Origin of the sequence: Mycolicibacterium sp. lyk4-40-TYG-92 (genome assembly GCF_030209435.1) — a bacterium.
GTDB lineage: Bacteria > Actinomycetota > Actinomycetes > Mycobacteriales > Mycobacteriaceae > Mycobacterium.
Genome location: NZ_JARVRX010000023.1, coordinates 91,099 through 102,724, shown reverse-complemented (window position 1 = coordinate 102,724; position 11,626 = coordinate 91,099). Strand labels below are relative to the sequence as shown.

8 protein-coding genes and 1 pseudogene are annotated in these 11,626 nt (G+C 67.0%); 6 read left to right on the top strand and 3 right to left on the bottom strand.

Annotation, left to right across the window (positions count from 1 at the left end):
• Positions 1-471, bottom strand: a pseudogene (locus QRN63_RS27300) (hypothetical protein); the annotation flags it as partial.
• Between the two features lie 227 nt (positions 472-698).
• Positions 699-1,964, bottom strand: coding sequence for a PucR family transcriptional regulator (locus QRN63_RS27295; RefSeq protein ID WP_285034080.1), 1,266 nt, complete (start codon positions 1,962-1,964; stop codon positions 699-701).
• Positions 1,965-2,069: 105 nt separating this feature from the next.
• Here QRN63_RS27295 and QRN63_RS27290 point away from each other — a divergent pair, with 105 nt between their 5' ends.
• From QRN63_RS27290 to QRN63_RS27265, 6 genes are all read left to right on the top strand, one after another.
• A complete protein-coding gene (locus QRN63_RS27290; protein ID WP_285034078.1) occupies positions 2,070-3,530 on the top strand; it encodes a class I adenylate-forming enzyme family protein in 1,461 nt (486 codons plus the stop codon).
• Positions 3,531-3,557: 27 nt separating this feature from the next.
• Positions 3,558-5,324, top strand: coding sequence for a DUF3556 domain-containing protein (locus QRN63_RS27285; RefSeq protein WP_285034076.1), 1,767 nt, complete (start codon positions 3,558-3,560; stop codon positions 5,322-5,324).
• A 34-nt stretch (positions 5,325-5,358) separates the two neighbouring features.
• Positions 5,359-6,774 carry a phytoene desaturase family protein gene (locus QRN63_RS27280; RefSeq protein WP_285034074.1) on the top strand — a complete coding sequence of 472 codons (1,416 nt, stop codon included), beginning with the start codon at positions 5,359-5,361 and terminating at the stop codon, positions 6,772-6,774.
• 35 nt (positions 6,775-6,809) lie between these two features.
• The gene (locus QRN63_RS27275; protein ID WP_285034073.1) at positions 6,810-7,751 is read left to right on the top strand and encodes a CE1 family esterase; all 942 of its coding nucleotides are present in this window, start codon (positions 6,810-6,812) and stop codon (positions 7,749-7,751) included.
• A gap of 115 nt (positions 7,752-7,866) precedes the next feature.
• The gene (locus tag QRN63_RS27270; protein ID WP_285034071.1) at positions 7,867-8,757 is read left to right on the top strand and encodes a carbon-nitrogen hydrolase family protein; all 891 of its coding nucleotides are present in this window, start codon (positions 7,867-7,869) and stop codon (positions 8,755-8,757) included.
• Complete coding sequence (locus QRN63_RS27265; RefSeq protein ID WP_285034069.1) at positions 8,754-10,100, top strand: APC family permease; 1,347 nt, start codon at positions 8,754-8,756, stop codon at positions 10,098-10,100. Before QRN63_RS27270 ends, QRN63_RS27265 begins: the two co-directional genes overlap by 4 nt.
• Here the strand turns inward: QRN63_RS27265 and QRN63_RS27260 are convergent.
• Positions 10,051-11,556 (bottom strand): FAD-dependent oxidoreductase, encoded by a 1,506-nt coding sequence (locus QRN63_RS27260; protein ID WP_285034067.1) that lies wholly within the window; start codon positions 11,554-11,556, stop codon positions 10,051-10,053. The genes QRN63_RS27265 and QRN63_RS27260 overlap by 50 nt on opposite strands.
• Positions 11,557-11,626 lie beyond the last annotated feature (70 nt).

The following is an 11,626-nucleotide window of genomic DNA, read 5'->3' as shown; positions in this document are numbered from 1 at the left end:
GCCGGCGTTGAAGCCGCTGCCACCGAACGGGGTGTTCACGCCCGCGCCGCCGCCGAAGTTCGGCATGAAGTCAGCCGGGTTGGGCACGTTGAAGTCGGTGGCCGCGCCGGTGTTGAAGTTGCTGCCACCCAGCGGGGTGTTGACCGCCGCGCCGGTGTTGGTGTCGAAGCCCGCGCCGTTGATGCCGGCATCGGTGCCGGTGGCGGTGTTGAACTCGCCGCCGCCGAGCGGGGTGTTCACACCGGCGCCGCCGCCCGTGTTGCTGGACGCGTCGAAGGGGTGCCAGAAGGGGTTCTCCACGCCGAAGCCGGCGCCGCCACCGGCGTTGCCATTGCCGATCGGGGTAGCGACCGCGGCGCCGGTTTCACCGGAAACCTCGTCGTCGGCCCACGCCGGAGCCGCGACGGCAAGCGGGACCAGCGCGAGGGCTGATACCGCAGCAAATCCGATCAAACGTCCTGAGTTGCGCATTAGTGATACTCCAATCCTGGTTTTCTCGCGTGTGGCCAGGTGAACCTACAAGGTCGTACTCGGTTCATCCGACCACTACCGTGGTATCGCCGGCCGCGGCGCATCTGTTACAGCAGTGAACCAGCTGGTTGACACATACCTGTTTGCTATCAGTCTCGATTCGATCACTGATGCTGTGAATATGCTGGCAATACCTGCTTCTGGTGACCTTGCTGGCAGGCGAGCAACTATTCGTCGAGCAAAACCGCAGCCGCGTACCACTGGCACAGCAGCAGCGCCATCTCGATGTCCAGCCGGTCGTCGCCAAGGGGTCGGCCGCGGCGTTCGAGCGCCCTCCCGACGCGGTACTTGACGGTGTTGAAATGCACCACCAGCTCGTCGGCCGCGGCGGTGTAGCTACCGCCGTGCCGTAGAAACACCTGCAGGGTTTCGCGCAGGCGCGCGTCGTTGCCGCCGGCCCCGGCCAGCGGCCCGAGAACCGTGTGGACGAACTCCCGTGCGTCGTCCTGGTTCTCGCCCATCAGCGCGGCGGCGGCGAAGCCTGGGTCGTCGGCCGCGGTGACGCCCGTCAGGTCGGCCGTCACCGCGACGCTGTGCGCGCGCAGAGCCTGCCGGTGCGACCGGCGGAACCCGTCGACGCCCGGCAATGGGATGCCGATGGCGACGGCAGGGGCGTTGGGATGGGAGTCCGTGAACTGCCGCAGCTGTGCGGATGCTGCAGGTGCGGTCGCCCCGGACAACGGCAGCCAGCCCCAGCCGGTCCGTTGGTCGGCCGCCAGGAACAGCGGACTGCCCTGGGAGCCGACATGTTCGGCAGCCGCGCGCAGGAACTGCTCGAGTTTGGCCAGCGCGTCGTCGTGCCCGGTGACGTGCCCGCTACCGCTCGGCCACCACAACACGACGCCCAGATGCCGGCGGCGCATCGGATAGCGGATCGCGGCCGTGATGGCCTCGGGGTCGGAGTCGTTGCCGGACAAGACTTCCCGCACCCGCAGGGCCTGCGTGCTGTTGCGGTTGGCGAGCCAGCGGTCGCGTTCGTCCTCGTAGACCGTGACGACCTGTTGCGAGATCCAGTCGATGTAGCGGAACGTCACCGACGTCAGCCGCTCGAAGAAGGCCAGGCTGGTCTGCGGCGCGAAGCCGGCCCGGTTGATCTCCTCGCCGGCGACGTCGAGCACCAGGGCGTGGCCGATGCGGTAGGCCCGCGTCAAGGCGTTCATCGGCACGCCGCGCTGTGCGAGCCGGCGGGCGTACTCGAGGGCGGCGGTCGGCGCTTCGATGTTCTCCAGAGATATGTCGTAACGCAGCGCGTGGAATATGGTCTCGACGTTGCCGCCGACACTGGCGCGGAGCAGTTCGATGATCTCGGGATCGCCGCGCAGCTCGGTGATATCGCTGGCCAGACGCTGCCCGACGGAGCGCGCGACCTCGGTCTGCCGGGCGATGAGGCGGGTCATGATCGCGTTGTTGGCCTCGCTGACCGCCGGATCCATGTGCCGACTGTAGAGCCAAACTTTGTGCCGAACGTACAAATCGCTCGCCAAAGTTGATCGGCGCACGACGGAGTGGCGCACGCCACAAACTTCTACTTTTATGACATGAACCTCGCCACCCTGCCCGACCGTCGCGCTGCCGCGGCGCCACACGCACCGGCCGTCGCCGACGACCACACCGACCTCGACAACGCCGCCTTTCTCGATGCCGTCCAGCGCGCCGCCGGCGCGCTGCATCAGCGCGGTGTGCGCGCCGGCGACGTCGTCGGCATCATGCTCCCGAACCGCGCGGAATTCGTCGTCGCGCTGTTCGCCACCTGGCGACTCGGCGCCGTCGCGACACCCATCAGCCCGACCCTGGTACCCGCCGAAGTCGCCTACCAGGTGGCCGACGCCGGTGCTGTCGTCCTCGTCGTCGACCGTGACGTCGACTCCGACGTCACGGTGCTGCACGTCGACGACATGGGTGGCGAGCCCCGCCTGGCCGATCCCGTGGCCGGCAACGACCACGACCTGGCCCTGCTGATCTACACCAGCGGCACCACCGGCCGGCCCAAGGGCGTCATGCTCGACAACGCGAACCTGAACGCCATGTGCGCCATGGTGATCGAAGGCTTCGAGTTGACCGACACCGACCACAGCCTGCTCATCCTGCCGCTGTTCCACGTGAACGGCATCGTCGTCAGCGTGCTGTCGCCGCTGCTCGCCGGCGGCCGGACCACCATCGCCGGCCGGTTCAATCCAGCAACCTTCTTCGCCCGCCTGGAATCCAGCCGCGCCACCTACTTCTCCGCGGTGCCAACCATTTACACGATGCTGCTGGGTCTGCCGCCCGAGGTTCAGCCCGACACGTCCGCGGTGCGATTCGCTGTCTGTGGCGCCGCGCCGGCCAGCATCGAACTGCTGGAGGGCTTCGAAAAGCGTTACGGCATCGGCATGATCGAGGGCTACGGGCTGTCCGAAGGCTCGTGCGCCAGCACCGGCAACCCGCTGAATGGGACGCGCAAGGTCGGCACCGTGGGAATCCCGTTGCCGGGGCAGCAGATTCGCATCGTCGACCTGGCCGGTGCCGAAGTGCCCCAGGGCGAGCTCGGCGAGGTGGTGATCAAGGGACCCAACGTGATGCGTGGCTATCTGAACCGTCCGGAGGAGACCGAGAAGACCCTGAGGGACGGCTGGTTGTACACCGGCGACGTCGGGCGATTCGACGAGGACGGCTACCTGGTCCTGGTCGACCGGGCCAAGGACATGATCATCCGCGGCGGCGAGAACATCTACCCCAAGGAGATCGAGACCGTCGTGCACCAGATTGCCGGGGTCGCCGAGGCCGCGGTGGTCGGACGCCCGAGCGGGCTCTACGGGGAAGAGCCGGTGCTGTTCGTCTCCGCGCACCCCGGCGTCGAGCTCGACATCGACGGCGTCACCGCGCACCTGCGAGCGTCACTGTCGAAATACAAACTGCCCGTGGACATCACGGTTCTGGAGACGCTGCCGAAGAACCCCGTCGGCAAGATCGACAAGCCGTCCCTGCGCAAAACCCTCACCGCCACCGAACCGCGAATCTAGCCTGATACCAGCAAAGGAGCTCACCTCATGGGATTCATCAAACCGACCTTGCCGAAGGTCGATCTGGAAGAGTTTCTCCACATGCCGCTGCAGGAGCGGCTCCGCATCATGTGTCTCAAATGGGTGGACGAAGGGTACGGCGCACCGCGCATGATCCACGTCCTCTACATCGTCAAACTCACGTTCTTCTACGCCCTGGGTGGCGTTGCGATCGCCACCTCGACGTCGCATCTGCCGGCGTTCTGGCACGTGTCACAGTGGTGGGACCAGCCGATCGTCTACCAGAAGGCGATCCTGTGGACCGTCCTCCTGGAACTCATCGGGTTCGCGGGCTCGTGGGGGCCGCTCGCCGGTAAGACCAAGCCGATGACGGGCGGATTCCGATTCTGGGCCAAGCCCAACACCATTCGGCTCCGGCCGTGGAAGGCAGTGCCGTTCACGAACGGCGACCGGCGCACCTGGTTCGACATCGTCGTGTACCTGGCCCTGATGGCCACCGTGCTCATCGCGCTGGTGCTGCCCGGCGTGCCCAGTGAATCGCTGTCGAAAGCGTTGCCGGACAACACCTCCGGACTGGTCAACCCCGCCCTCTTCGTCGCGCCGATCATCCTGTTCGTGCTGATCGGACTGCGGGACAAGACGATCTTCCTGGCCGGCCGCGGCGAGCAGTACCTGCCCGCGCTGATCTTCTTCGCCACCCTGCCGTTCGTCAACATGATCATCGCCGGCAAGCTGCTGATCGGCACCGTCTGGATCTGGGCCGGTGTCTCGAAGTTCGGCCTGCACTTCACCAACGTCATCCCGCCGATGGTGAGCAACAGCCCCGCGATCCCGTTCAAGTGGCTCAAGCGGGCCCACTACCGCAACTTCCCCGAGGATCTGCGTCCGTCGCACCTGGCCACCTTCATGGCACACGGGCCGGGCAGCATCGTGGAAATCGCTGCGCCACTGGCACTTCTGTTCTCGCCGTGGCCGTGGCTGTCCATCGCGGCCGCCGCCATCATGGTCAGCTTCCACCTGTTCATCATCTCGACGTTCCCGCTGGCGGTGCCGGTGGAATGGAACGTGCTGTTCGCCTACGCCACCATCTTCCTGTTCCTGGGTTTCCCCAATGGGGACGGCTACGCGGTGTGGGACATGAACCCGGGCTGGCTGGCCATCGTGCTCGCCGCGGCGCTGTCGTTCTTCCCGGTCCTCGGCAACCTGCGCCCCGACCTCGTCTCGTTCCTGCCGGCCATGCGCCAGTACGCCGGCAACTGGGCCTCGGCGGTGTGGACCTTCACACCCGGTGCCGAGCAGAAGCTCAACCGTGTCACCCGGTCGTCGCCCAACTCGGCCGACCAGTACGTCGCCTTCGGGTGGGACCCGCTCACCGCCGAGGTGTTCACCCAGCAGGTGACGGCATGGCGGGCCATGCACAGCCAGGGCCGTGGTTTGTACTCGGTGCTGCTGAAATGCCTGCCCGACATCGACACCCGCGTCGTCCGTGAAGGCGAGATGTCCTGTAACACCATCATCGGCTTCAACTTCGGCGACGGGCACCTGCACAATGAAGACCTGATCCGGGCCATCCAATCAGAGGCGCAGTTCGAGCCGGGCGAGTTCGTCATCGCCTGGGTGGAGTCGCAGCCTATCCACAAGATGACGCAGGAGTACAAGGTGATCGATGCGGCACTGGGCGTCATCGAGCGTGGCACGTGGAATGTGAAGGACCTGGTCGACGAGCAGCCGTGGCTGCCCAACGGGCCGATCCCGCTCAACGTCACCTGGCAGCGGGCCGGAGTCCTGCACTGATGAGAGGCCGGCGAGTAGCGAAGGCGGATCGCGCATGAGTAATGCGGTTGTGGTCGGCGCCGGGCCCAACGGGCTCGCCGCCGCCATCACCTTGGCCGCCAAGGGGATCGACGTCACGGTCCTGGAGGCCGCCGACCGGATCGGCGGCGGCATCCGCTCCAGCGAGTACGTCATGCCGGGCCTGGTGTTCGACGATTGCGCGGCCATCCACGTGATGCCGGCCGGTTCCAAGTTCATCAGAGATCTCGGCCTGGATCGCTATGGCCTGCAGTGGAAGTGGACCGAGATCGACTGCGTCCACCCGCTCGACGACGGCACCGCCGGTTCGCTGTACCGCTCGGTCGAGACCACGGCGGACGGGCTCGGGGCCGACGGATCGCGGTGGAAGTTGCTGTTCGGCGGACCGTCGCGCCGGTTCGCCAAGCTGTCCGACGACATCATGGGCCCGCTGCTCCGGGTGCCGCGGCATCCGTTGGAGCTGGCCAGGTTCGGGGCGCCGACGGTGCTGCCCGCGGCAGCTCTGGCCCGGGTCTTCCGTACGCCGCAGGCCCGCGCCCTTTTCGGAGGCGTTGCCGCACATACCTTTCAGCCGCTGCACCATCCGCTCACCTCGGCGATCGGGCTGGGCATCATCACTGCCGGGCACGCCAACGGCTGGCCAGTGGCCGCCGGGGGATCGCAGGCGATCACCAACGCGTTCGAGGCGGTGCTCACCGAACTGGGCGGCAAGGTCGAGACGGGCGTGCGGATCACCTCGGCGGCTCAGTTGCCGCCCGCCGACATCACGGTCTTCGATCTGTCGCCCACCGCCGTCGCGGGGATCCTCGGAGATCGGCTGCCGCCGCGGGTGCGCCGCGCCTTCGAGCGGTTCCGTTATGGCCCCGGTGCTTTCAAGGTCGATTTCGCGGTGGAGGGCGAGGTTCCGTGGACCAATGCCGCCGCCCGCCGGGCCGGCACCGTCCACCTGGGCGGCGATTTCGCCGAGATCGCCACGACAGAACGGGACATTCACGCGGGCCGGATGCCGCAGCGCCCCTTCGTGCTGGCGTTCCAGCAGTACCTCGCCGACCCGGGGCGGTCGGTCGGCACGGTCAATCCGGTGTCGGCGTATGCGCACGTGCCCAATGGCTACAGCGGTGACGCCACCGAGGCGATCATCGCGCAGATCGAGCGGTTCGCGCCCGGATTCCGCGATCGCATCGTCGGGCAGGCCGTGCGGTCCACCACCGAGATGTCGGTCTACAACGCGAATTACGTGGGTGGTGACATCAACACCGGGGCCAAGGACATCCGGCAGCTGGCCTTCGGGCCGCGAACGACGTTGTCGCCGTACACCATCGGGGTCCCTGGGATGTACATCTGCTCGGCGGCCACGCCGCCGGGTCCGGGTGGGCACGGCATGTGCGGGGCCAACGCCGCCGCCGTCGCGCTGGCCCGGCTGGGGCGGTAGTTACAACTTCACCGCGCGGCGTGCACCATGGGAGCATGACCCGTTCGCTACGGCGCGCACTCGCCGCCGCGCTGCTGGCTGTCGCGCTGCTCGCGGTCGGCGGTTGCCTCGGCAGGCAGTCCGCGGTGGGCGCGCCAGGTAGTGGCATACCCGACGGCCCGTCCAGCAACTCGGTACAGGCGGGCGGACTGACGCGGACGTTTCAGGTGTACCGTCCGGCCGGGCTCAGCGCCGCGAGCCCACTGGTCGTCATGCTGCACGGCGGCTACGGCGACGGGGCGCAGGCCGAGCGTGCGTACAACTGGGACGCCGAGGCCGACTCGGGCCGGTTCGTTGTTGCGTATCCAGACGGGATGGATCGCGCATGGAACGCCGGAAGCTGTTGCGGGATACCGAAGAACCGCAATATCGACGACGTCGGATTCATCACCGCGATGGTCGGCGCCATCGAAGCGCAGGTACCCATCGATCCAGCCCGGGTCTACGTCACGGGTATGTCCAACGGCGCCATGATGGCGCTACGCCTCGCTTGTCAGACGGAGCTTTTCGCCGCGGTCGCTCCCGTTGCCGGCACGCTGCTGACCGACTGTTCGTACGCCGCCCCGACCTCGGTGCTGCAGATCCACGGCACCGCCGACGACCGTGTCCCCTTCGGTGGCGGCCCGGGCAAGGCCAGGACATTCACCGGCGCACCCAATGTCGACGGTCCTTCGGTGTCTGCGGTGAACACGATTTGGCGAGATATCGACGCATGCGCAGCCCCGGTGACGTCGAGCACCGGCGCCGTGACGTCGCAGACGGCCGACTGTCCCGGCGGCCGCACCGTGGAACTGATCAGCATCGCCGGTGCCGGCCATCAGTGGCCCGGCGGCGTCCCGAGCCCGCTGGTGCAACGGCTTGGTGACCTGCCACCGCCTTCGACCGCAGTGAACGCCACCGACACCATCTGGCAGTTCTTCGCCGCGCACCACCGCTGAGAACCGGTGAATGTACGGAATGTCGAATAATCAGACAAATAATCCCCAGATTGTCCGACCGAGGTACATGTGTCCTGGCGCACACTGATGCCGTGTGTGCCGATGGTGAGGTGAGATGAGTCGACATTGGCGGGTTGCGCTGGTCCAGGCCAGCCCCCTGCAAGGCGACGATCCGGTGGCCGAGCTGGCTGCCGAGCTGGCGGCGATCCTCGCCGAGCGGCCGGATACGCAGATGGTGGTGTTCCCCGAGATTCACCTGCTCGGGGCAAGCGATGGCGCCGACGATCCGCGGTCCTATTTCGACGCTGTCGCCGAGCCGCTTGCCGGACCGCTCGTGCAGGCGCTCGGCGCCGTGGCTGCCGCCGCCGGCGTCTGGCTGCTGCCCGGCTCGATCGCCGAGCGCGGCGCAGACGGCCGGGTGTACAACACCGCGCTCGTCTTCGATCCCGACGGCCGGCTGGTCTCGTCGTACCGCAAGGTGTTCCCGTGGCGGCCATACGAGCCGTGGGCGTCAGGGGCCGGTTTTACGGCCTTCGACGTACCCGGCGTCGGCCGGATGGGTGTCAACATCTGCTACGACAGCTGGTTTCCCGAGGCGACCCGGCAGATCGCATGGCTCGGCGCGGAGGTCGTGTTCAACATCGTCAAGACGACGTCCGACGACCGCGCGCAGGAGCTCGTCCTGGCCCGCGCCAACGCGATCACGAACCAGATCTACTACCTCAGCGTCAACGCCGCCGGACCACTCGGGCGGGGGCAGAGCATCTACGTCGGACCGGAGGGTGAGGTGCTCGCCCACGCGCCCCACGCCGAACCGGAGGTCACGCATCTGACGATCGACCTCGACCAGGTGACCGCGGTGCGGACCCACGGCACCGCCGGGGTCAACCGGGTATGGGAGCAGTTGCGCGCCGATGACGACCCGATCGAGCTGCCCGTCTACGGCGGCCAGCTGGTGCACCAGCGGTGGCAGCCGCAGCCCGTCGACCCCGAAGGACCGTCATGACCGAAACTGCCCAGCAGCCCAGCGAGGCCGGCCACCTCAACGCGACGCTCGGCCTGGGTGGCGTGACGCTGTTCGGCCTCGCCTACATGGCGCCCATCATCGTCCTGGGGATCTTCGGCGTGATCGCCGAGGCGTCCGCCGGCGCCAGTGCCGGTTCTTATCTGCTGGCCACCGTGGCCATGCTGTTCACGGCCGCGAGCTACGCGAAGATGTCGGTGCACTATCCGGTCGCGGGGTCGTCGTACACCTACGTCCGCAAGGCACTGGATTCGCGGCTCGGATTCCTGGTGGGCTGGACGATCCTGCTCGACTACCTGTTCTTGCCGCTGGTCATCTGGTTGATCGGTGCCGCCTACCTGACCGGTGAGTTTCCGTCGGTGCCGGCGTGGGTGTGGATCGTGGCGTTCATCGTCGTGACGACCGCGCTGAACATCATCGGACTCAAGGTGGCGGACAAGGCCAACTTGGTCCTGATGGCCCTGCAGTTCCTCGTGATCGCGCTGTTCGTCGGTTTCGCGGTGGCGCACATGGTGTCCCGCCACGGCGGCGGCTCGCTGGTGTCCGCCACCCCGTTCGCCGGTACCGGTGGCTTCCCGGCGATCGCCGCGGGCGCGGCCATCGCGGCGTACTCCTTCCTCGGTTTCGACGCCGTCAGCACGCTCACGGAGGACACCAAGAATCCGCAGCGCAACATCCCGCGCGCGATCATGCTCGTCGCTCTCGTCGGCGGGGTGGTCTTCGTGACGGTCGCGTACGTCCTGACGCTGGTCCAGCCCGGCGGCACCTTCCCGAACGCCGATTCGCTGGCCGCGGACACGGCCCGGACCATCGGCGGGGCGCTGTTCGCCGCGTTCTTCGTGACGGGACTGATCATCGGTCAGTTCACCTCGGGCCTGGCGGCGCAGGCCAGCGTGTCCCGATTGCTGTACGCGATGGGCCGAGACTCGGTGCTGCCCAAGAAGTTCTTCGGCAAGCTGTCGCCCCGGTTCTTCACGCCCGTCTTCAACATCGTGCTGTGCGGGCTCATCGGCCTCGGCGCGGTGTTCCTCAGCGTCGCCACGTCGACGTCGTTCATCAACTTCGGTGCCTTCACGGCCTTCACGCTGGTGAATCTGTCGGTCATCGGCTACTTCGTCCGGCATCGCCACGAGCAACAGCTGAATCCACTGACATATGTGGTGATTCCGTTGATCGGTGCGCTCGTGGACGTCTACCTGCTCACCCAATTGGGCAGTGCCGCACTGACTCTCGGGGTGATCTGGATGTCGATCGGCGTGGTGTATCTCCTGGTTCTCACGCGTGGTCTGCGCGTCCCGCCCCCGGAGTTGTCACTGGCTGAGTAGGCGCACTGCCGCGGGCGAGCGGGGAGCAGTGGACGTCGAAGCGCTTGGCGACGGTGTCGAGCGTGCGCTGCAGGTGCGGGCGGCGTCGGTGGTGGGTGGCCAGGAACTGGGCCATCCCGACGGCTTGGCGCGGCAGCGGATACCAGCGTGCCACGTCCACTCCGCAGTCCCGAAAAACGCTGAGGGGCAAGACATCTGAGATGAGACTGAGGTTGTGTACAGCCAGCGTCATCAGGGTGTGAGGGAACACCGCGTTGCACTTGCGGCGCAAGTCGATCAAGTCGAGCTCGTAGAGCGGGACCTCGGTGAGCTGGCCGGTGAACATCAGATGCGGCAGGAAGTAGCCCATGTACGTCGTCAGATGCAGCGTCGCGGCGCGAGCGTTCAGCGACAGCACCCGGCCACTGGGGGAGGCGTAGGGCTCATACGGTGGTGAGTGCTGCAGCAGATACCCGGTGCAGTTGACGATCCAGCTGTCGGCGTCGATCTCCCGGACCGCGCCGCTGCGCAGCTGCAGTTCGGTTCGGCCGTCGCGGTCGACGGCGTCCACGAAGTGGTCCATCACGATGTCGTTCAATCCGTCGGCGATGGCGTCGCGCTCGGCGGTCGACAGGAGCCCGAGCAGGAAGTTGCCGGTGCTGGGTGTCACCCAGACGCCACACCGCTCGCGCCAGTGGCGGGCCACTTGCTCTTCGTTGGTGCCGTCGAACATCTGGGTCACTTCGTCGGCGAAGGCATTGAACGTCAAGCCACCCCACCACCGCCTGCCCCCGGTGGGGAACAGGCGGTCCCGGTGCGCGAAATAGGTTCCCGAACCTGCCAGCAGATTCACCTCGCGTCCGGGGTGGCGGGTGATGAGGGCGTACGCGGTGTCCATCGCGGTCTTGCCGCTGCCGATCACCCAGACCGGAGCGTCGCTGGCATCGATGTCGCCGCTGCGCATGTCGCAGTAGTTCGGCGACACCGAATGGACGCTGGTGCTGGACACCGGTAGCGGATCGTTGGGCTCGACGTCGGAGGCGATGGCCTTGATCAGGCGCTTGGCTTCGACGACCATGCTGCGCCCGTCGCCCGACCGGCACTGCACGCGCACGACGCCGTCGGCCTCGGTGTCGGATTGTATTGTCCAGCCGTAATATTCGTCGATCGCGATGCGCTGCCGCAGCACGTCGAGGCAGTGGTCGACGTGCGCCAGCACTTCCTGTTTGGTGGCCAGATGGGACGGCTCGGCGCCGAGCGTCCAACCGATGTTCCCGACCGTGAAGAACGGGTGTGGCTGGTGCAGCCGCACGTAGTCATAGGTGTCGACCCACATGCCGCCCGCGCGCTGCCGGCGGTCCAGCAGGATCACCCGCTGGCCCGGCGATACGTACTGGGACGTCGTGAAGAGGGCGTTGAGGCCGGCGATGCCGGCACCGACGATGCAGACGTCACAGCGTTCGACTGTGGCGCTCATGGGTTCGGTCCGGTGGTGGTGATGAACATGGCGCCCTCCTTGTCCTTGGAGAAAGGATCCGGCATCGGCT

Bases quoted from the DNA above. Each gene is read 5' to 3' on its own strand.
- QRN63_RS27295 (WP_285034080.1), bottom strand. From the start codon at position 1,964: ATGGATCCGGCGGTCAGCGAGGCCAACAACGCGATCATGACCCGCCTC.
- QRN63_RS27290 (WP_285034078.1), top strand. From the start codon at position 2,070: ATGAACCTCGCCACCCTGCCCGACCGTCGCGCTGCCGCGGCGCCACAC.
- QRN63_RS27285 (WP_285034076.1), top strand. From the start codon at position 3,558: ATGGGATTCATCAAACCGACCTTGCCGAAGGTCGATCTGGAAGAGTTT.
- QRN63_RS27280 (WP_285034074.1), top strand. From the start codon at position 5,359: ATGAGTAATGCGGTTGTGGTCGGCGCCGGGCCCAACGGGCTCGCCGCC.
- QRN63_RS27275 (WP_285034073.1), top strand. From the start codon at position 6,810: ATGACCCGTTCGCTACGGCGCGCACTCGCCGCCGCGCTGCTGGCTGTC.
- QRN63_RS27270 (WP_285034071.1), top strand. From the start codon at position 7,867: ATGAGTCGACATTGGCGGGTTGCGCTGGTCCAGGCCAGCCCCCTGCAA.
- QRN63_RS27265 (WP_285034069.1), top strand. From the start codon at position 8,754: ATGACCGAAACTGCCCAGCAGCCCAGCGAGGCCGGCCACCTCAACGCG.
- QRN63_RS27260 (WP_285034067.1), bottom strand. From the start codon at position 11,556: ATGAGCGCCACAGTCGAACGCTGTGACGTCTGCATCGTCGGTGCCGGC.